Raw genomic sequence first — 19,991 nt, forward strand, 5'->3', positions numbered from 1 at the left:
AAAAATAGTTTGCACATGCCCCGCACGGCCCCATAGGTTCTTAACCACGGAAACAGGAGCTTCTCTGAAGCCCTGTCTCCGTGCTGTACTTATCCGAATACGCATGGGACAGGCCCCTCGGGCCGGGTCCCCGAGACGCCGAGAGGAGGCGAGACCAGTGACCAGCTTCATGACCTTCACCAAAATGACCGATCGCCCGGTCGCCGCTTCCTGCCTGCTCGGCTCCACCCCTGTCGTCTCCCTGCCTTCGGTCCTGGGCACCGGTATGTCCGCCGTCTCCCTGGGCAGCCCGGCCACCCTTGCCACCCTCCCCGTCCGGGAGCGCATCGAGGGCAATGAGCGACCGACCCAGGCACCGGTGGCAGTAGCAGCGGCTCAGGCACATGCCTATGCCGTGGCGGCAGCCGGTGCCGGATCCCAGAAGCAGACGACGCAGCACCACACGATGTGGGCCTTCCGTGGGCTCGAACCCTGGAGTGATCCAGCCTGATCGCATGATCAGGCCGGCGCCTTCAGGGCCGCGGAACCCCACCCGGGATCCGCGGCCCTTCTGTTTGTCCCCGAACGGGGACGGCGGAGCGAAGGGGCCTCGGGACTGGCAAGACCAGGTACCAGCCGCCCCCGGCCAACAAGGCCGGAACGACTACGAACCAGACGAGGAAGAAAACACCGTGCAACTCGAAGCGCACGCCCCGTCCGTACCGCAGACCCAAACGATCTCCCCGCCCGCAGTCCCGGAGGACTCCACCTTGACTCCGCTCACCACCCTCACCGCGCTCGACGACGCCATCGAGAACCTCGGCGTGCCCGTCCCCTGCCGTACCTACGACCCCGAGGTCTTCTTCGCCGAGTCCCCGGCGGATGTCGAGTACGCCAAGTCCCTCTGCCGCACCTGCCCGCTCGTCGAGGCCTGCCTCGCCGGGGCGCTGGAGCGCCGCGAGCCCTGGGGCGTCTGGGGTGGCGAGCTCTTCGTCCAGGGTGTCGTCGTCGCCCGCAAGCGGCCCCGCGGTCGTCCGCGCAAGAACCCGGTCGCGGCATGAACGCCCTCGGAACGATCGACCGCCCCCTCACGCACGACCCCCTGAAGCAGGCCCCGATGACCCCCTACACCAGCGAGAAGGCAGCCGCAGAGGCAGCCTCCGCCACCGCAGACTTCAACACCACCGCCGCGATCACCTCGCGTCAGAACAGGACCCGCGAAATGCAACTCATCCCAGAAGCCATGGCCCGCGCCCATATGCACGAGCGCATGCGTGAGGTCGACTCGGAGCGTCACGCCCTGCGCCTGATCGCCGCCCGCCGGATGCAGCGGCGAGCCGAGCGCGTCTCCATGCGCGCCCGCCGTGCCCTGGCCATGGCCGTCATGCACTGAGGCACCACCGACCCGAACACCGAGGGGACCCGTCCGAACGGACCGGTCCCCTCGGTGCGTTGCGGACTCCGCCAACCCCCTGCGGCGATATCGTCTGGAGGTGGACCAGCCGACTCCCCACCCCGCACCCCCGGGGCCCGAGGCCGGGACGGTCGTGTGCGCTCGCTGCGGTACGACCTCCCCCGAAGGAGCCCCGCCCACCTGGACCTGTTCCGTGGAGAACGGCAGCAGACAGTACTTCTGCCACGACTGCGCACGGGCCAACATCCGCGCCATCGAAGGCCGCCTCGACTCGGCCTGGTGGTGACCGCCCCGGCGCGCCCGCTCAGTCCTCCGGGGCGAACCCCGGGAGCCAGTCCTGCAGTTCGTCCCGCAGCCGCACCCGCGCGCCCAGCTGGCACAGCACCCCGATGGTGCTCAGCGTGACCCGGTGGATCAGCAGGTACGACGGCGGCAGGTTCAGCTGCTTGCCCAACTGGTGTGCGGGCGAGCGCGGATCGGCGATCCGGGCCGCCTGCCCCCGCAACCACCCGCGGGTGAAGGCGAACTCCTCCACCGCGGCCGGCTCGATGATGGGCCGCAGGTATTCCAGCACCGCGTCCGGGTCGAGTTCGATCGACTCCTTCACGAACCCTTCCTCGCACAGGTGCCGGTACACCGCGTCCGCGTCCCCCTCCAGGGTCCGGCGCAGCGACAGCCCGATGGTCGGCGGCAGCCCGCCGGGCAGCCGGTCCACCGTGCCGAAGTCCAGCACGCCCAGCCGGGCCCGCCCGTCCTCACCGGTCAGCAGGCGGAAGTTGCCCGGATGTGGATCGGCGTGCAGCAGACCCGTGCGCGCAGGCCCGGAGAACAGGAACCGGGCCAGCAGGCGACCGGCGTCGTCCCGCTGCTCCTGGCTGCCGTCGGCTATCACCTGCGACAGCGGCACCCCGTCCATCCACTCGGTGACGAGCACCTGCTCGCCCTGGTGCACGACGTCGGGCACCCACACGTCCGGGTCGTCCGCGAACACCGCCGCATGCGCCCGTTGCGCCTCCGCCTCCAAGCCGTAGTCCAGCTCCTCCGCCACCCGGTCGCGCAGCTCCGTGATGAGGGGCTTGACGTCCATGCCGGGTATCAGCGGTCCCAGCAGCCCGGCGAACCGGCTCAGCTGCCTCAGGTCCGACAGCAGCGCCTCCCCGGCCCCCGGGTACTGCACCTTGACCGCGACCTCCCGCCCGTCGCGCCACACCGCCCGGTGCACCTGCCCGATGGAGGCGGCCGCCGCCGGCTTGTCGTCGAACTCCCGGAACAGCTCCCGCCAGTCCGTGCCGAGACGCTCGGCCAGCACCGTGTGCACCGTCCCCGCCGGCAGCGGCGGGGCGGCCTCCTGGAGCTTGGTCAGCGCGGCGCGGTACGGCCCGGCGACGTCCTCCGGCAGTGCGGACTCGAACACCGACAGGGCCTGACCGAACTTCATCGCCCCGCCCTTCAGCTCCCCGAGGACCCGGAAGAGCTGCTCGGCCGTGCGCTGTTGCAGCTCCCGCGCCACGATCTCCGCCGGCCGTCCGCCGATCCGCTTGCCCAGGCCCCAGGTGGCACGGCCTGCGATACCCAGTGGCAGTGCGGCCAGCTTGGCGGTACGGATCACCGCTTTCCGGGGAAGATCAGACATGCGTGCCCCTCCAGTTCCCAGACATCCGTACCGCGGGCGGCGGTTACCCGGCCATTGTGTCCTGTGCCGTCGGCGCCCTTGCGGTGCGCTCCCCTCCTTCCGGGTCCGCGGCCCCGCACGGGCACTGCGGTTGAGGTGTGACGGGCAGGCGCCGCCAGGCCAGTTGCGGCAGCGCCGCCTCCCACCGGGCCCCCGCGGAGCCGGGCAGCTCGCCGTCGAGGAAGGCCAGCGCGTGGGACGCGGCCAGCCCCGCCACGGCCGTGGCCAGCCCCAGGTCGCAGGCCGGCGCACCCCGCCGGTGTACGGCACGCCACTGGGTGAGCATCCGCGGCCACGCCCGGTCCCGGTCCACCCGCTCCCGCTCCATGCACCCCGCGCAGCCCGTGCCGCCCGGCAGCACCAGGGGCCCCACGAGGCCCGTGCCCTCCAGCACGCCCGCGTACAGGTGCGGCGTGCCGGTGGCGATCCAGTCCTCGGCTCCGGCCGGATCGGGCGCGTACACGGCGAGTCCGTCCCGCGGCGCGACCACCACCAGCGACAGCCCGGGCTCCGAGGCCGGCGGCCCGGTGGCGCGGCCCTCGGCCGTGCGCGGCGGGGGACCGGGTGCCGCTGCCGCGACCAGATCGTGCGCGGCGGCGGCCCGGCGTCTGCCGACCGCCCCCGGAGGCAGTCCGCCCGGCGCGACGTCGCCGGGCTCGGCCAGCCCTCCGTCCAGTACCTCGACCCGGCCCACTCCCGCCCCGGCCAGCACGGCGGCGATCACCGCGCCGACCCGGCCGCCGCCGCGCACCTGGACGCGTATGGCGCGCCGGGCCGCCAGCCCCCGCATCGCCCCGCCCGGTTCGCGGCTCAGCAGCGACAGCGAACCGAGGTCGGGGGCCAGCCGCTCGACCGCCTCCGTCCGCGCCCGCATGGCCTGGGCGGCAGGCCCGCCCGCGGTGCTGTCGTCGATCAGCCCGGACTCCGCGAGCCGGGCCACGAGCCGGTCCGCCTGGCCGTCCGGCAGCCCCATCGACCGGGCCTCGTCCCGCAGCATCGGCATCCCGCGCGTCCCGTCGATCAGCCCGAGGAAACTGCCCGTCGCCGTGTCCACCGGCCCGAGGACCACGGCATGAGCGGGTGTCACCCCGAATTGCACCGTCTGGAGATCGCGCCAGGCCCGTGCCAGTGCCGGTTTCACCTTCGGATACATCTCTTCCCCCGTTGATCGCACGTCCGGTCTCCGCGTCCGTGATCGCGGACACATCGGCAGAATGCCCGCGCCGCGAAATCCGTGCGCCGAGTTGTCCACAGGCAAGGGGTCGCAGGCCTATTAACCGACCGGACCGGTTCGCCTGCTGAATCGATCATGCGTGAACGGCAGGAGCCACGGGACTTCCGCCGCGGCCACCCGGTACGGTCGTGCCGTGTCCGCCGATCCACTGCCCCGCTCCGCCGTCGAAGTCCGCCGGAGCGCGCGCCGCCGCAGGACCGTCTCCGCCTACCGCGAGGGCGATCGAACGGTCGTCCTCATCCCCGCCCGGATGTCCGAGGCGGAGGAACAGCGCTGGGTGGGGGTGATGCTCGACAAGCTGGCCGCCCAGGAGAGCCGCCGGATTCCCGGGGACTCCGCCCTGACCGAGCGGGCCGAGCGCCTGTCCGAGCAGTACTTCGAGGGCCGCGCGCGCCCCGCCTCGGTCCGCTGGGTCACCAACCAGAACACCCGCTGGGGCTCCTGCACCCCCGCGGAGGGCAGCATCCGGCTCTCGCACCGCCTCCAGGGGATGCCCGAGTACGTGCTCGACTACGTACTCCTGCACGAGCTGGCGCACTTGCTGGTCCCCGGGCACGGCCCCGACTTCTGGCGGCTGCTGGAGCCGTATCCGCGTACCGAGCGGGCCCGTGGCTACCTCGAAGGGATCGTCGCGGCAGACCGGCTCCCCGGGCCGCGTCCCGAGGCGGACGACGTCCCGTCCGGTGACTCTCCGTGAAATGTACCGGCTCGGTACCGGCTTGGCTGGATGTCCTCGATTGCCGTTAGCCTGGCTCAACGCATTCACAGTCGGGATGGGGGACGGTCGTTACGCATGGCCAGGGAATTCCAACGCGGCCACAAGGCCAAGATCAGTGACCTGACGCCGGGGACGGACCTGTACGTAGGCGTCCAGATTTCCGGTCCCGGTATGACGTTCGACATCAGCTGTTTCGGCCTCGACGCCAACGAACAGCTTTCGGACGACCGGTACTTCATCTTCTACAACCAGCCGAAGTCGCCCGAGGAGTCGATTCAGCAGCTCGGGCCGCAGTCCGGCGACACCGAGTCCTTCCGGGTCACGCTCGACCGCATTCCGGCGGCGGTCCACAAGCTCTCCTTCACCGCCACCATCGACGGCGGCGGTCAGATGTCCCAGGTCGGCCCCGGGTACATCCGCATCGTCGCCGGCGGCGAGGAAGTCGTCCGGTACGCCTTCACCGGTGCGGAGTTCAGCACCGAGCGGGCCGTGATGCTCGGAGACTTCTACCTCAAGGACGTCTGGCGCTTCGCCGCTGTCGGACAGGGCTTCGACGGCGGGCTGGACGCGCTGCTGCAGAACTTCGGCGGAGAGGTCGCGGAGGAGCAGCCCGCGGCCGCCCAGGCCCCGCAGTTCGCCGCCCCGGCACCCGCCCCGGCCTTCGCGCCGCCGCCCGCCGCAGCGACCCCGCCGCCGGCCCCCGCGCCGGTGTTCGGCACCCCGCCCCCGGCCCCGGCTCCCGCGCCCGGGTTCGGCATCCCGGCCCCGCAGACCGCGTCCTTCGGCGCGCCCCCGGCCCCGGCCGCCGCGCCGGTCCCGCCGCCCGCTCCGCCGGCCGCCGTCCCGCCGCCCTTCACCCCGGCCCCCGCCCCCGTGGCCCCGCCGGGTGCGGTCCCGGCGCCCTTCGCGCCCGCCCCCATGGCGCCGCCCGGAGCCATGGCCCCGCCCGGCGCCCCGCCGTTCGGCGCCGTGCAGTCCCTGGCACCCGCGCCGCCCGAGGCGGGCCTGCGCATGGTCCTGACCAAGTACGCCGAGGCACCCGTCGGCGAGCGGTGGACCGAGCAGAACCCCCAGCAGGTCCGCGTCACCCTGACGAAGAACCAGGCCATCCTGGCCCGCCAGGGCAGCATGGTCGCCTACCAGGGCGACATCGACTTCGCCCACAAGGGCTCCGGCCTGCTCGGCAAGCTCACCGGCCAGCTCACCGGCCAGGGCATGTCCCTCATGCGCTGCGCCGGCGACGGCGAGGTCTTCCTCGCCGACGAGGCCAGCCAGCTCTTCGTGATCCGCCTCGAAGGCACCGACCAGCTCTACACCAGCGCCGCCGGCGTGCTCGCCTTCGACGAGTCGCTCGCCACCGAGGTCCGCCGGATCGAGGGCGCCGGGCTGCCCGGCGGGGGCCTGTTCTCCATGCTGTTCTCCGGCACCGGAGCCGTCGTCGTGAAGACCCGCGGCACCCCGGTCGTCCTCCCCGTCGGCCCCGCGACCTACGTGGACGGCAACGCCGTCATCGCGTGGTCTGCCGGTGCCCAGGCCGTCACGACCACGGCGCTGCGGCTGCGCCGCTCCGGCTACGCCAGCCGGACCGGAGAAGCCGTGAACCTCCAGTTCCGCGGCGCCCCCGGCAACTTCGTCGTCGTACAGCCCTTCGAGGTGTGAGGCAGCCATGGACACGCAGACACTCAGCGCGCACCGCGTCGCCGACACCGGCGCCCGGATGGCCGTGCACAACGCCAAGACCCTCAAGGTCAAGATGGTCACCGGCCACGACCTGATCGCCAAGGCCGGCTCGATGATCGCGTACGACGGGTACGTGCAGTTCGACGGCGCCCCCGCCGGCCTGCGCCGCTCCGCCGAGGAGATGGTCACCGGCGAGGGCGGCAAGCTCATGCTCTGCCGCGGCGACGGCGACCTGTACCTCGCCGACTACGGCGCGGACGTGATCGTCCTCCACCTCGCCGACGAAGCCCTGTCCGTCAACGGCGCCACCCTGCTCGCCTGCGACGCGAGCCTCCAGCTGGCGATCGAGCCGGTCAAGGGCCTGGCCAAGCTCTCCGGCTCCGGCCTGACGAACCTGGTCGTCCGGGGCACCGGCTGGGTGGCCCTGGTCAGCCGCGGCATCCCGACCGTGCTCGACTGCGCGGAGCGCGAGACGTACGTCGACCCGGACGCCCTGATCGGCTGGACCACCGGCCTGGAGCTCAAGCCCCGCCGCACGGTGAAGGCCAGCGCCCTCATCGGCCGCGGCAGCGGCGAGGCCCTCCAGATCGGCTTCAAGGGCCGCGGCTTCGTCGTGGTCCAGCCCAGCGAGGACACCGGCGACCGTTTCAAGATCCGGGGCTGAGAGGAGCACCGAGTCACCATGCACAGCACACTCTTCGCGCACGTCCCGGTACCGACCACCGGCCGCTACACCCTGCAGAACCCCCAGCTGCTCAAGGCCGACCTGACCCAGGGCAGCGGATCGGTCCTAGCCCGGCAGGGCGCCATGGTCGCCTTCGAGGGCCATGTCGACTTCCAGAGCCAGTACCGCAACAACAGCTGGCGCAACGTCCAGCGCATGGCGAACGAGAGCCTCGAGCTCATGAAGTGCAAGGGCAGCGGCCAGGTCTACCTGGCCAACTTCGCCCAGCACATCCACGTCATGGAGGTCGGCCGCGGCATCACGGTCGACAGCAAGTCCGTCCTCGCCTTCGACAGCACCCTCGGCGTGGGCATCCTCGCCGTGGACAGCGCCGTCGAGATCGCCTCGGCAGGCGCCTACAACCTGGAGCTCACCGGCTCCGGCCAGGTCGCGCTGCTCACCTCCGGCGAGCCGCTCGTCCTGGAGGTCGGGCCGGGCAGGAACATCTGCGCCGATGCCGACGCGGTCATCGCCTGGTCCACCTCGCTGCGCACCCAGCTCCAGGCACCGACCTCGACCTCCGCCGTCTGGCGGCGCCGCGGCGCCACCGGCGAGGGCTGGGAGATGCAGTTCCAGGGCGAGGGGTACGTCCTCGTCCAGCCGAGCGAGCTGCTGCCGCCCACCCACCTGCGGGGCGGGGTGCTCGGCTTCGGCATGCGCGGAAACTCCCTGGGCGGGAGCCGCGCCTAGCGGACGTCCTCACCGAAGAGGCCGCGGCGGTCCTGCACCAGCAGGACCGCCCCGGCCTCTTCCGTCGCCGCCGCGGCGGCCGGTCAGAGCCGGGCGCGCGTGGCTTCCATCAGCCGCACCACCGACGCGTCGGCGACCTGTGCGACCTCGTCGTACCCGAACCAGCGCAGGTCCAGCGATTCGTCGCTGATCGCGGCGACCGCCTCGGCAGGCGCGAGCGCGGCGTACTGCACGTCCAGGTGCCAGTGGCAGGGCGCCGGGATCGGGTGCCGGTCCAGCCGCACCGGCCCGCCGGGCAGCAGCGTCAGACCGGACTCGATCCCCGACTCCTCGCGCGCCTCGCGCATCGCCGCGTCCGCGACGGTCGCGTCACCGGCCTCGCAGTGCCCGCCCATCTGAAGCCACATGCCGAGCTTCTTGTGCAGGGTCAGCAGCACCCGCCCGGCCGCAGGGTCGACGACCAGCGCGCTGGCCGTCAGGTGCCCGGCCCCGCAGGGCTTGTACATGCCGTCCGGGTGCGCGTCCAGGTGCGCCAGGTACTCGTCGCGCAGCTCGCCCTGGTCGGCGTACCCCTTGAGCACCAGGACGGCGTCGTCGTAAAGGCTCACTTCTTGTCGTCGCCGTCCTCGTCGCGCTTCTCGGCCGCCTCGCCGAGCATCTTGTCCAGCTCGGAGAAGTCCAGCTGCTCGCGGTGCACGAAGCCGTCCGGGTCGTCGAGGTCCGAGGCCGTCGGCAGCATGTCCGGGTGCTCCCACAGGCCGTCGCGGCCGTCCACGCCACGGGCATCGGTCAGCGAGGCCCACAGCCGGGCGGCGTCGCGCAGCCGGCGCGGCCGCAGCTCCAGGCCGATCAGCGTCGCGAAGGTCTGCTCCGCCGGGCCGCCGGAGGCACGCCGCCGGCGCAGGGTCTCGCGCAGCGCGTCGGCCGAGGTCAGCCGGGGCTTGGCGGCCTCGTGCACCACCGCGTCCACCCAGCCCTCGACCAGCGCGAGCGCCGTCTCCAGGCGGGCGAGGGCCGCCTTCTGCTCGGGCGTGTCCTGCGGCTGGAACATGCCGCCCTGGAGCGCTTCCTGCAGCTGTTCCGGGTTCGACGGGTCGAGCTGACCGACCACGTCCTCCAGCTTCGAGGTGTCGACCTTGATCCCGCGGGCGTATCCCTCGACCGCGCCGAACAGGTGCGAGCGCAGCCACGGCACGTGCGCGAAGAGGCGCTGGTGGGCGGCCTCGCGCAGGGCGAGGTACAGCCGCACTTCGTCGGACGGCACGCCGAGGTCCTTGCCGAAGCCCTCGATGTTCAGCGGCAGCAGAGCGGCCTTGCCGGCCGGGCCCAGCGGCAGGCCGATGTCGGTGGAGCCGACGACCTCGCCCGCGAGCGTGCCCACGGCCTGGCCGATCTGCTGGCCGAACATCGCGCCGCCCATGGAGCGCATCATGCCGAGCAGCGGGCCCGCCATGGCCTGCATCTCCTCGGGGAGGACGTTGCCCATGGCCGCACCGACCCGCTCGGCGACCGGGTCGACGAGCTCCTTCCACACCGGCAGGGTGGCCTCGACCCACTCGGCGCGGCTCCAGGCCACGGCCGACCCGGCCCCGGAGGGCAGCGAGGTCACGCCGTCCAGCCACAGGTCGGCGAGGCGTACGGCCTCCTCGACGGCCGACCGCTCGGCGACGCCGACGCTCGCGTCCTTCACGCCGTCCGCAGTGCCCTGGGCGACGGTCTGGCGCGCGATGTCCTTGGCCATGTCCCAGTTCACGGGACCGCCCTCGTAGCTCAGCATCTGGCCGAGCTGCTGGAACGCGGCGCCCAGGTCGTTCGGGTTCATCGAGCCGAACATCGCGGCGAACGGGTTGTCCGCGCCGCCCGGCAGGCCCGCCCCGCCGAACCCGAACGGATTCGCGGGGCCGCCCTGGCCGCCCTGATCGCCCTTCTTCTTGCCCTCGTCGCCGTTGTCCGGCTCCTCCGGCGGAAGGCCGAATCCGAATGGGGTGTCACTCACGGGTTTCCTCGGCTCGTAGGGCCGCCGGCGGGGCGCCGGCGGCAATGGTCCGACAACACCACCCAGCGTAGACACCCCGCCCGGTTCCGGGCTCGGTGCTCCGCCGACTGCTGGGCTGCGGCAGGATGGACATCACCTGGTAGGTACGCGTCAGGACGTGCACCTACTGAAGACAACCGCTGGAGACGCCCGGTGAGTTCCCCTGATCCTCAGGTTCGAGCAGTGCCCGACCCCGAAATTCGCCATGGGCGAAACAACGGTCTGCGGGGCCCCGTGATCGCCGTGACCGGTGCCGCGTCGGGCGTCGGAGCCGCTCTGGTGCAGCGCCTGGCCGAGTCCGACGAGGTCAGGCAGGTCGTAGGGATCGACGAGCGGCGCGGCGACTGCGCGGCGGCGCAGTGGCACGTGCTCGACGTCCGCGACCCCGCGATCGCCGAGAAGCTCCGCGGCGCCGACGTGGTCGTCCACCTGGCGCTGGACCTGGACCTGGAGACCGACCCGGCGGCCCGTACGGCGTACAACGTCCGCGGCACGCAGACCGTGCTGACCGCCGCCGCGGCCGCGGGGGTGCGCCGCGTCGTGCTGTGCACGTCCGCGATGGTCTACGGCGCGCTGCCGGACAACGACATCCCGCTCTCGGAGGACGCCGAGCTGCGGGCCACCGCCGAGGCCACCGGCGTCGGCGACCTGCTGGAGATCGAGCGGCTGGGCCGCCGCGCCCCGCGGGCCCACCCCGGGCTGAACGTGACCGTGGTCCGCCCGGCCGTCCTGATCGGCGGCACGGACACCGCGCTGACCCGCTACTTCGAGTCGCCGCGGCTGCTGGTCGTCGCCGGATCCCGCCCCACCTGGCAGTTCTGCCACGTGGAAGACCTGGTCAGCGCGCTGGAGTACGCGGCGCTGGAAAAGGTCGAGGGCGAGCTCGCGGTGGGCTGCGAGGGCTGGCTGGAGCAGGAGGAGGTCGAGGAGCTCAGCGGCATCCGCCGGATGGAGCTGCCGTCCGCCGTCGCGCTGGGCGCCGCGGCCCGCCTGCACCGGATCGGCCTGACGCCCTCGCCGGCCGGGGACCTCGCGTACACGATGCACCCGTGGGTGGTCAGCGGCAGCCGGCTGCACGCGGCGGGCTGGCGGCCCCGGTGGACGAACGAAGAAGTCCTCGCCGAGCTGCTCCAGGAGGTGGCCGGCCGGCACACGGTCGCGGGCCGCAGGCTGGGCCGCAAGGACGCCACGGCGGCGGGCGCCGCGGGTGCGACGGTCGCGCTGCTGGGCGCGGCGGCGGTGGTGCGCAGAGCGCGCAAGCGCCGCGGTATCTGAGTCCGCTGCGGCGCCGCCGGCCGCAGCCAGGTGCTGCGGGCCTGCGGATCCTGTAGAAGGCTCCATACCCCGACCCGCCACCACCGGTCGAATCGGCTATTCCACGATGTCAGAGCGGTAGGGCACGATGGACGACATGGACTCACCGACCTTCGACCACCCCGGCGAGCAGGCTGCAGCGGACCCGGTCCGGCTGCTGGCGATCCGTGAGACGCCGCTCTCCCTCGACGAGGTCTTCCGGGCCGTCGGCGACGACGAGACGGGCGGTACGACGCTCTTCGTGGGCACGGTCCGCAACCACGACGGCGGCGCGGACGTCGACTCGCTCGGCTACTCCTGCCACCCGACGGCGGAGGCGGAGATGCGCCGCGTGGCGGAGCGGGTCGTCGAGAAGTACCCGGTCCGGGCCCTGGCCGCCGTCCACCGCGTGGGCGACCTGGCCGTCGGCGACATCGCGGTGATCGTCGCCGTCTCCTGCCCCCACCGCGGCGAGGCGTTCGAGGCCTCCCGCATGCTGATCGACGACCTCAAGCACGAGGTCCCGATCTGGAAGCACCAGCGCTTCTCGGACGGCACCGAGGAGTGGGTCGGCGCCTGCTGACGGCGCGGCCGCACGCCCGGGCGGACCCCCCGATTTGCGTAACCCCGCTCCGGGCACGAGCGTTAGGACCACACAATCCGTTGCGGTCGTTCTCGGGGTAGGGAGGCACGGAATGGCATCACTCGCGTGGCTGCTGATTCCGCTTTTCGCTGCCGTCGGAGCAGCGATATGGGCAGGCTGGGCAGCCCGTGATCGCACCTCCGGCGACATATCCGAACTTGCCGGTTACGCGAGATTCCGCGAAGCGATGGACCGGGAACACTCCGGCTCCGACGCCGTCTGACGCGTCCCGTACTGTCGTTCCATGCCACGCCGCACTGCGACGATGCTCGCTTCCGTCTTCATGCTCTTCGGGTTCCTCATCTGCGGGGTCATGATCAAGGTCCCGTACTCGGAGATGAGCCCGGGACCCACGGTGAACACCCTCGGCGACTCCGACGGCGAGGCTGTCCTGCAGATCACCGGGCGCAAGACGTACCCCGCGAGCGGGCACCTCAACATGACGACCGTCCGCGTCACGGGCGCGGACTACGACATGAACCTGCTCGAAGCGGTGGCGGGCTGGCTGGCCCACGACAACGTCGTCGTCCCGCACGAGAACCTCTACCCGGACGGCAAGACGGAAGAGCAGTCCACGCAGGAGAACGCCGAGGAGTTCAGCCAGTCCCAGGAGAGCGCCAAGGTCGCGGCGCTCCGCGAGCTCGGCGTCCCGGTCGGCTCCCGCGTCGTCGTCGGCACGGTCGTCAAGGACAGCCCCGCCGAGGGCAGGCTGCACGCGGGCGACGTCATCAAGGCCGTGGACGGCGTCCCGGTCACGGCCCCCGCCGACGTCGCCAAGCTCGTCACGAAGCACAAGGCCGGCGAGAAGGTCGAGTTCACGATCATCCCGGCCAAGGAAGCCGCCGCGGCCGAGAAGGCCCGCCGGGACCCCGTCGGGTCCGAGAAGGTCTCCATCACCACGAAGAAGGCCGAGGGCGACGGCCACGCCATCGTCGGCATCCGGGCCAGCACCGACCACACGTTCCCGTTCACCGTCGACATCAAGCTCGCCGACGTCGGCGGCCCCAGCGCCGGCCTGATGTTCGCCCTCGGCATCGTCGACAAGCTCACCCCCGGCGACCTGACGGGCGGGAAGTTCGTCGCGGGCACCGGCACCATCGACGACGCCGGCAAGGTCGGCCCCATCGGCGGCATCCAGATGAAGACCATCGGAGCCCGCAACGCCGGCGCCCGCTACTTCCTCACCCCGGCCGACAACTGCGCCTCCGCCGCCAAGGACGTGCCGGACGGCCTGACCCTGGTGAAGGTCGACACGATCGCCGACGCCGTGAAGTCCCTGGAGAAGATCGCCAAGGGCAACACCGCCGGGCTGCCGCAGTGCAGCGCCGGCTGACGGTGCCCGCGCGGACGCGCGGGCCCGGGCGCTGGGGAGTGTCGTCAAAGTGGCGTCGTCCGCCCGCCGACCGGACGGGACTGTGACGACGCGACCTAGGCCTCGAACGTCGCGGCCAGCGCCTCGGCCAGGCCGGGCACCAGGTCCGCCCCGGTGAGCACCTCGCTCGCGGAGTCCTTGTCCCGCAGGCGTACGGCCGACTCGCGCGCGCCGTTGCGCAGCACGGCCACGGTCAGCCGCACCTCCTGGCGCTCGGGGTGCTCGGAAACCCACGCGGCCAGCTGCTTCTCGTTCATGTCGTTGGGCACGGAGGCCTCGGCGGACGGCGGCAGCATCAGCCGCTCCACCGTCAGTGCGCAGCCGACCACGGAGGCGGGCCAGGCGATGGTGCCGAGGAACCGGTCCAGCGGGGTGCCGGCGGGCAGCTCGTCCTGCTCGATGGGGGTGAACGACGCCGCGGGGACGTCGGCCGGCTGGTCGTCCCGGCCGAGCTGCGCGGCGAGCCGGGGCGCCTGGGCGCGCAGCTTCGCGGTGTCGACGAGTGCGAAGAGACGGGCAGGCCGGTCCCAGCCGAGCCCGGCGGCGTATTCGTCGATTTCGAGTACGGCACGGGTCAGCGGGCTGGCCGCCATGGGAGTGCCGGAGGAGGAAAGGTTGGACATGGGCAACATCCTGCCTCCTTTCGCCGCGATAACGGGAACTGACTAAAGCCTCAGTAAGTTGCAAGAGTGGGCTCTACGATCGGGGGCCCGCTCAAAAAGACACAGCGACTTTCGAGGTGCGCACCTTGGCTTTCCAGATGCCGGACCGCGGCGGAGGCCCCTCTGGGCCACGGATCAGAGTCGGCCGCCCGTCCCGGCGTGCCCGGACCCTGCTCATGACCTTGGGCGTCCTGGCCGTGCTGGCCATGGCGTTCATCATGTTCGCGGGGTTCTGGACCGACTGGCTCTGGTACCGGTCCGTACAGTACTCGTCCGTCTTCACCACGACCCTGTGGACCAAGACCGGGCTGTTCGCCGTCTTCGGCCTGCTCATGGCCGGCGCCGTCGGCTTCAACATCTGGCTGGCCCACCGGCTGCGGCCGCCGCTGAGCGCCATGTCGCTGGAGCAGCAGAGCCTCGACCGGTACCGCATGAGCATCGCGCCCTTCAAGAAGTGGCTGCTCATCGGCATCGCGGCGCTCGTGGGCCTGATCGCCGGCGCCTCCGCCGCAGGCCAGTGGCGCACCTGGCTGATGTACGTGAACGGCGTGCCGTTCGGCACGAAGGACCCGCAGTTCGGGCTCGACGTGTCGTTCTACGCCTTCACCCTGCCCTGGTACCGCTTCCTGCTCGGCTTCGGCTTCGCCGCCGTCGTGCTCTCGCTGATCGCCGCCGCCGTCGTGCACTACCTGTACGGCGGGCTGCGCGTGACCAGCCCGGGCGCCCGGGCCACCTCCGCCGCCACCGGCCACCTCTCGGTGCTGCTCGGCCTCTTCGTCGCCCTCAAGGCCGTCGCGTACTGGCTGGACCGGTACGGCCTGGCCGTGAAGTCCAGCGACTTCAAGGCCGCGGACAACTGGACCGGCCTGCGGTACGTCGACGCCAACGCCTACCTGCCGGCCAAGACGATCCTCTTCTGCATCGCCGCGATCTGCGCCGTGCTGTTCTTCGCGACGCTGTGGCGCCGCACCTGGCAGCTGCCGGTGATCGGCTTCGGCCTCATGGTGCTCTCGGCGATCCTGATCGGCGGCCTCTACCCGGCCATCGTCCAGAAGTTCCAGGTCCAGCCGAACGAGCAGGCCAAGGAATCGCCGTACGTCGAGAAGAACATCAAGGCGACCCGCGACGCCTACGGGATCGACGACTCCGAGGTCAAGGAGTACCCGGGCGTCAGCACGACGAAGGACAACGACGCCCTCCGGAAGGCCGCCGACACCACGGCGAGCATCCGGCTGCTCGACCCGAACATCGTCTCGCCCACGTTCCAGCAGCTCCAGCAGATCAAGGGCTACTACGGCTTCCCGTCGACCCTCGCGGTGGACCGGTACAAGGGCCAGGACACGGTCATCGGCCTGCGTGAGCTGAACCTGAAGGGCATCCCGAAGAACAACTGGATCAACGACCACTTCAAGTACACGCACGGCTTCGGCGTGGTCGCCGCCAAGGGCACCGAGGCGGACCGCGAGGGCCGCCCCGTCTTCACCCAGTCCGACCTGCCCTCGAAGGGCGAGTTCGGCACGGACTTCGAGCAGCGCATCTACTACGGCGAGATGACGAAGCAGTACTCGATCGTCGGCGGCCCGCAGAAGGAGCTCGACTACTCCGACGACAACGGCGAGAAGGAGACGAGCTACCGGGGCAAGAGCGGGGTCAACCTCGACAACGCCTTCAACCGCGCCGCCTACGCCCTGGCCTTCAGCGAGCCGCAGATCCTGTACTCCGGGGCCATCGGCGAGGGCTCCCGCATCCTGTACAACCGCACGCCCAAGGAGCGCGTCGAGTCCGTCGCCCCCTGGCTGACCATCGACGGCGCGGCGTACCCGGCCGTGATCGACGGCCGGATCCAGTGGATCGTCGACGCGTACACGACGACGAACGGCTACCCGTACGCCTCGCGCACCACGCTGGGCGACACCACGGCCGACTCGCTCACCAACCAGCAGCGCGCGGTCGTGGCCCAGGAGAACCAGGTCAACTACATCCGGAACTCCGTGAAGGCCACGGTCGACGCGTACGACGGAACGGTCCGCCTGTACCAGTGGGACACCAAGGACCCGGTCCTGAAGACCTGGATGAAGGCGTTCCCGGGCACGGTCAAGGCGAAGACCGAGATCTCCAAGTCGCTCATGGAGCACATGCGCTACCCGCAGGACCTCTTCAAGGTCCAGCGCGAGCTGCTCACGCGCTACCACGTCACCGACCCGCAGACCTTCCTCAGCGGTTCCGAGGTCTGGGCGGTGCCGAACGACCCGACCACCAAGGCCGAGAACGCCGTCCCGCCGTACTACCTGTCGATGAAGATGCCGAACCAGCCCGATCCCGGCCAGGTCTTCTCGCTGACGACGACGTTCACGCCGAACGGCCGCGACAACCTGAGCGCCTTCATGGCGGTCAACGCCGATCCGGCCACGTCTGACTACGGCAAGATCAGAATCCTGAAGCTGCCGACGAGCAGAACCGTCGACGGCCCCAAGCAGGTGCAGAGCCAGTTCAACTCCGAGCAGAAGATCGCCGAGTCGATCAGGCTGCTCAGGGGCGGCGACTCCGAGGTCGAGTACGGCAACCTGCTCACGGTGCCGCTCGACGGCGGGATGCTCTACGTAGAGCCGGTCTACGTCCGCGGCGGCGGGCTCAAGTACCCGCTGCTGCGCAAGGTGCTCGTGACCTACGGCGGCCAGACGGCCTTCGAGGACACCCTGGAGAAGGCGCTCAACGTCGTCTTCGGGGCCGAGGCGCCGACCACCACACCGCCCGGGACCAAGCCGCCGGTCACCGTGCCCGGCAACCCGACGGTCAAGCAGGCGCTCGCCGACGCCGCCAAGGCCCTCGAAGAGGCCGACAGGGCCATGAAGGCCGGCGACTGGGCGGCGTACGGCAAGGCGCAGGACGACCTGGAGGCCGCGCTGAAGCGGGCCCAGGACGCCGAGGCCAAGGCCGCACAGCCCAAGCCGGGCGCCAAGCCGACGCCGGGTGCCCAGCCCACGCCCGGCGGTTCGACGACACCACCCGCGCCGCCCGCCGAAAGTTAACGGGTAAAAGCTCCGCCCCGCATCGTGATACTGTGGTTTCACCGACGCGGGGTGGAGCAGCTCGGTAGCTCGCTGGGCTCATAACCCAGAGGTCGCAGGTTCAAATCCTGTCCCCGCTACTGAAGACGAAGGCCCGGATCCATTGGATCCGGGCCTTCGTCATGTCATCGGTCACCCGGGAGGGGTGAGTTGGGGCGGGATCGTGTTTGAGGTGTCCATCTGTGGGCATGTCGACAAAACGCTCTAGTGACCTCACTGGCTGCGACATACCAGGTGTACGCGGGTTGCAGGTGATGCGACGATGGGATTTATGGGGGACAGGTCAACTCTGCTGGAGACAGGGCGGTTTGTGCGGGCGGAATCCGACGAGAACAAGACCACGGGTACCGAGGCGCTCCTGGCCGAGGCTGTTGACACCGCGCTGACCGATGCGGTGGCAGACGTCGAGCTGGAGGCCCGGCACCGTGCTGCCGCCGACGCCGGAGACGCCGCCTCGATGAGCGTCCTCGGTGCCTCCCTGCTGCGCCGGGGCGACCTCGACGGCGCCGAGCCGTACCTGCGCGGCGCCACCGCCGAGGGCGACCGGGCCGCCGCGAACAACCTGGGCGTCCTCCTGCACCAGCGCGGCTACGCAGACGAGGCGGCAGGCTGGTGGCGGATCGCCGCCGTCGCCGGGTCCGCCGCGGCCGCTCACGCCCTGGGCCGCCACTACCGCGAGCGCGGCGACGAGCCCGCCGCCGAGTACTGGCTCCGCCAGGCCGCCGAATCCGGCCACACCCTGGGTGCCTACGCCCTCGCCGACCTCCTGGAGCACCGCGGCGACACCGGCGCCGAGCGCTGGCTGCGCGCCGCCGCCGAGCAGGGCCACCGGGAAGCCGCGTACCGCCTCGCCCGCCTGCTGCGCACCGGTCGGCCCGCCGAGGCCGAGCAGTGGTACCGGCAGGCCGCAGCGCGCGGCCACCGGCGTGCCGCGCTCCACCTGGGCACGGCCCTGGAGGCCCGGGGCGAGCTCAAGGAAGCCGGGCGCTGGTACCTGACATCCGCCAAGCAGGGCGAGGCGCGGGCCGCCTGCGCCCTCGGCTTCCTGCTGCGCGACCAGGGGGACGAGGAGGGCGCGGCGTCGTGGTGGCTGCGCGCCGCGCAGGACGGCGACGGCAACGCCGCCAACGCCCTCGGCGCCCTGCACGCTGCCCGGGGAGAGACCCAGACCGCCGAGAAGTGGTACCGCGCGGCCATGGACGCGGGCGACGACAACGGCGCCTACAACCTCGGCCTGCTCTGCGCCGCCCAGGAGCGGACCTCCCAGGCCGAGCAGTGGTACCGGCGCGCCGCCTACGCCGGACACCGCGAGGCGGCCAACGCGCTGGCGATCCTGCTGCTCCAGGTCGGGGACGCGGCCGGGGCGGAGCCCTGGTTCTCCAAGGCGGCCGAGGCCGGCAGCGTCGACGCCGCGTTCAACCTGGGCATCCTGTTCGCCAGCCGCGACGAGGACCGCACCGCCCTGAAGTGGTACGAGCGCGCCGCCGCGGCCGGTCACACCGACGCGGCGCTCCAGGTCGGCATCGCGCTGGTGCGCGACGGCGAGGAGCGCGCGGCGGAGCGCCACCTGCGGTGCGCCGCGGGCGGCGGCAGCGCCGAGGCGGCCTTCCGGCTGGCCTCCCTGCTGGACTCGCTGGCACCCCCGGCCGAGGCACCGGCCCTGGGCGCGCCCGCGGCCGGGAAGAGCGAGAGCGAGGAGTGGTACGAGCGTGCCGCCGAGCAGGGGCACCGGCGGGCGCAGGTGCGCGTCGGCATGCTCGCCGCCGGACGGGGCGAGCTGGGCACGGCGGCCCGCTGGTACCGGGAGGCGGCCGAGGCCGGCAGCCGCAACGGCGCCTTCAACCTCGGGCTGCTGCTGGCCCGGGAGGGCAGCGAGCCCGAGGCCGCCCTGTGGTGGACCCGTGCGGCGGTGGCCGGGCACGGCCGGGCCGCGCTCCGCCTCGGCCTGCTCGCGGCGCGCCACGGCGACCTCAACGAGGCGCGGAAGTGGTGCGCGCGGGCGGTGGAGCTGGGGCCGGTGGAGGTCGCCGGCCGGGCGGCGCGGCTGCGCGAGGCCCTGGAGGAGGAGCTCACGGCCTGACGGCTGGCCCCCGGGTAAGGGATTTGCGCTGGTCGCAGGCATCCCGTAACGTGAGGTTTACCGACGCGGGGTGGAGCAGCTCGGTAGCTCGCTGGGCTCATAACCCAGAGGTCGCAGGTTCAAATCCTGTCCCCGCTACTGAAGACGAAGGCCCGGATCCAGGGAACTGGATCCGGGCCTTCGTCGTTTTTCCCGGCAGAGGGCGAGGCGGCGGCCTCCGGGAAACGCGACGGCCCCCCGGCAGGGCCGGGAGGCCGTCGGACGAGCTGCTGCGCGCGCCGCTCAGGCGGCCGCGCAGTTCGGGCAGATGCCGCGGTAGGTGACTTCGACGTTCTCGACCACGAAGCCGAAGCGCTCGGAGTCGGGCAGGTCGGAGAGCGGGTTCCCCGCCGGGTGCACGTCGCGGATCGCGCCGCACTGGGCACACACCAGGTGCTGGTGGGGCCGGTGGGCGTTCGGGTCGTAGCGCTTGGCCCGCCGGTCGGTCGAGACCTCCAGGACCTCGCCGAGGGAGACCAGCTCGCCCAGGGTGTTGTAGACGGTCGCGCGGGAGATCTCGGGCAGCTTGGCCACCGCGCGCGCATGAACCTCGTCCGCGGTCAGGTGTACGTGGTCACCGTCGAGCACCTCGGCCACGACGCGCCGCTGTGCGGTCATGCGCCATCCGCGTCCGCGAAGTCTCTCCAGCAGGTCACTCATAAACGCCAGCCTAACAGCGAGGGGACCC

19 protein-coding genes and 2 tRNA genes are annotated in these 19,991 nt (G+C 71.8%); 15 read left to right on the forward strand and 6 right to left on the reverse strand.

Translation table 11 applies throughout. The annotated features are described in order from the left end of the window. Window positions 1-157: 157 nt before the first annotated feature. From ACZ7H1_RS12930 to ACZ7H1_RS12945, 4 genes are all read left to right on the forward strand, one after another. Window positions 158-490, forward strand: coding sequence for a hypothetical protein (locus tag ACZ7H1_RS12930; RefSeq protein ID WP_470786159.1), 333 nt, complete (start codon window positions 158-160; stop codon window positions 488-490). 181 nt (window positions 491-671) lie between these two features. Beyond that, window positions 672-1,040: a WhiB family transcriptional regulator gene (locus ACZ7H1_RS12935; protein WP_470786160.1), complete on the forward strand. Its 369-nt coding sequence runs from the start codon at window positions 672-674 to the stop codon at window positions 1,038-1,040. After that, on the forward strand, window positions 1,037-1,372 hold the full coding sequence (locus ACZ7H1_RS12940; RefSeq protein ID WP_470786161.1) for a hypothetical protein: 336 nt from the start codon (window positions 1,037-1,039) through the stop codon (window positions 1,370-1,372). The genes ACZ7H1_RS12935 and ACZ7H1_RS12940 overlap by 4 nt, the downstream gene beginning before the upstream one ends. A gap of 100 nt (window positions 1,373-1,472) precedes the next feature. Next, window positions 1,473-1,679 carry a hypothetical protein gene (locus tag ACZ7H1_RS12945; RefSeq protein WP_470786163.1) on the forward strand — a complete coding sequence of 69 codons (207 nt, stop codon included), beginning with the start codon at window positions 1,473-1,475 and terminating at the stop codon, window positions 1,677-1,679. Window positions 1,680-1,697: 18 nt separating this feature from the next. Here the strand turns inward: ACZ7H1_RS12945 and ACZ7H1_RS12950 are convergent, their stop codons facing one another. Further along, window positions 1,698-3,026, reverse strand: a complete 1,329-nt coding sequence (locus ACZ7H1_RS12950; protein WP_470786165.1) for an ABC1 kinase family protein — start codon at window positions 3,024-3,026, stop codon at window positions 1,698-1,700. Between the two features lie 43 nt (window positions 3,027-3,069). Next, window positions 3,070-4,218, reverse strand: coding sequence for a TOMM precursor leader peptide-binding protein (locus tag ACZ7H1_RS12955; protein WP_470786167.1), 1,149 nt, complete (start codon window positions 4,216-4,218; stop codon window positions 3,070-3,072). 214 nt (window positions 4,219-4,432) lie between these two features. Between ACZ7H1_RS12955 and ACZ7H1_RS12960 the strand changes: the two genes are divergently transcribed. The 4 genes from ACZ7H1_RS12960 to ACZ7H1_RS12975 all read left to right on the forward strand — a co-directional run bounded on the left by ACZ7H1_RS12960 (window position 4,433) and on the right by ACZ7H1_RS12975 (window position 8,111). Then, entirely contained in the window at window positions 4,433-4,996 is a 564-nt protein-coding gene (locus ACZ7H1_RS12960; protein ID WP_470786169.1) for a M48 metallopeptidase family protein, read from the forward strand. 96 nt (window positions 4,997-5,092) lie between these two features. After that, complete coding sequence (locus ACZ7H1_RS12965; RefSeq protein WP_470786171.1) at window positions 5,093-6,676, forward strand: TerD family protein; 1,584 nt, start codon at window positions 5,093-5,095, stop codon at window positions 6,674-6,676. Window positions 6,677-6,683: 7 nt separating this feature from the next. Beyond that, complete coding sequence (locus ACZ7H1_RS12970; protein WP_470786173.1) at window positions 6,684-7,361, forward strand: AIM24 family protein; 678 nt, start codon at window positions 6,684-6,686, stop codon at window positions 7,359-7,361. A gap of 18 nt (window positions 7,362-7,379) precedes the next feature. Further along, window positions 7,380-8,111: an AIM24 family protein gene (locus ACZ7H1_RS12975; RefSeq protein WP_470786174.1), complete on the forward strand. Its 732-nt coding sequence runs from the start codon at window positions 7,380-7,382 to the stop codon at window positions 8,109-8,111. An 83-nt stretch (window positions 8,112-8,194) separates the two neighbouring features. On the opposite strand, the gene ACZ7H1_RS12980 is transcribed toward ACZ7H1_RS12975, so the two are convergent. After that, the gene (locus tag ACZ7H1_RS12980) at window positions 8,195-8,719 is read right to left on the reverse strand and encodes an NUDIX hydrolase (protein ID WP_470786176.1); all 525 of its coding nucleotides are present in this window, start codon (window positions 8,717-8,719) and stop codon (window positions 8,195-8,197) included. Next, a complete protein-coding gene (locus ACZ7H1_RS12985; protein ID WP_470786178.1) occupies window positions 8,716-10,107 on the reverse strand; it encodes a zinc-dependent metalloprotease in 1,392 nt (463 codons plus the stop codon). Before ACZ7H1_RS12985 ends, ACZ7H1_RS12980 begins: the two co-directional genes overlap by 4 nt. Before the next feature lie 192 nt (window positions 10,108-10,299). Here ACZ7H1_RS12985 and ACZ7H1_RS12990 point away from each other — a divergent pair, with 192 nt between their 5' ends. The 3 genes from ACZ7H1_RS12990 (at window position 10,300) to ACZ7H1_RS13000 (ending at window position 13,415) form a co-directional block, all read left to right on the forward strand. Then, window positions 10,300-11,421: an SDR family oxidoreductase gene (locus tag ACZ7H1_RS12990; protein WP_470786180.1), complete on the forward strand. Its 1,122-nt coding sequence runs from the start codon at window positions 10,300-10,302 to the stop codon at window positions 11,419-11,421. A 136-nt stretch (window positions 11,422-11,557) separates the two neighbouring features. Then, complete coding sequence (locus ACZ7H1_RS12995; RefSeq protein WP_470786181.1) at window positions 11,558-12,022, forward strand: molybdenum cofactor biosynthesis protein MoaE; 465 nt, start codon at window positions 11,558-11,560, stop codon at window positions 12,020-12,022. A 304-nt stretch (window positions 12,023-12,326) separates the two neighbouring features. Then, window positions 12,327-13,415, forward strand: coding sequence for a YlbL family protein (locus ACZ7H1_RS13000; protein WP_470786183.1), 1,089 nt, complete (start codon window positions 12,327-12,329; stop codon window positions 13,413-13,415). A gap of 95 nt (window positions 13,416-13,510) precedes the next feature. Here the strand turns inward: ACZ7H1_RS13000 and ACZ7H1_RS13005 are convergent, their stop codons facing one another. Beyond that, window positions 13,511-14,086, reverse strand: coding sequence for a PPA1309 family protein (locus tag ACZ7H1_RS13005; protein WP_470786185.1), 576 nt, complete (start codon window positions 14,084-14,086; stop codon window positions 13,511-13,513). 128 nt (window positions 14,087-14,214) lie between these two features. Between ACZ7H1_RS13005 and ACZ7H1_RS13010 the strand changes: the two genes are divergently transcribed. The 4 genes from ACZ7H1_RS13010 (at window position 14,215) to ACZ7H1_RS13025 (ending at window position 19,402) form a co-directional block, all read left to right on the forward strand. Continuing rightward, a complete protein-coding gene (locus tag ACZ7H1_RS13010) occupies window positions 14,215-17,145 on the forward strand; it encodes a UPF0182 family membrane protein (protein WP_470786313.1) in 2,931 nt (976 codons plus the stop codon). 45 nt (window positions 17,146-17,190) lie between these two features. Next, window positions 17,191-17,264, forward strand: a tRNA-Met gene (locus ACZ7H1_RS13015). A gap of 191 nt (window positions 17,265-17,455) precedes the next feature. After that, window positions 17,456-19,264, forward strand: coding sequence for a tetratricopeptide repeat protein (locus ACZ7H1_RS13020; RefSeq protein WP_470786187.1), 1,809 nt, complete (start codon window positions 17,456-17,458; stop codon window positions 19,262-19,264). A gap of 64 nt (window positions 19,265-19,328) precedes the next feature. Next, window positions 19,329-19,402 (forward strand) — tRNA-Met (locus ACZ7H1_RS13025). Between the two features lie 144 nt (window positions 19,403-19,546). On the opposite strand, the gene ACZ7H1_RS13030 is transcribed toward ACZ7H1_RS13025, so the two are convergent. Continuing rightward, on the reverse strand, window positions 19,547-19,963 hold the full coding sequence (locus ACZ7H1_RS13030; protein ID WP_470786188.1) for a Fur family transcriptional regulator: 417 nt from the start codon (window positions 19,961-19,963) through the stop codon (window positions 19,547-19,549). Window positions 19,964-19,991 lie beyond the last annotated feature (28 nt).

Source organism: Streptomyces sp. NPDC037401 (assembly GCF_055602345.1).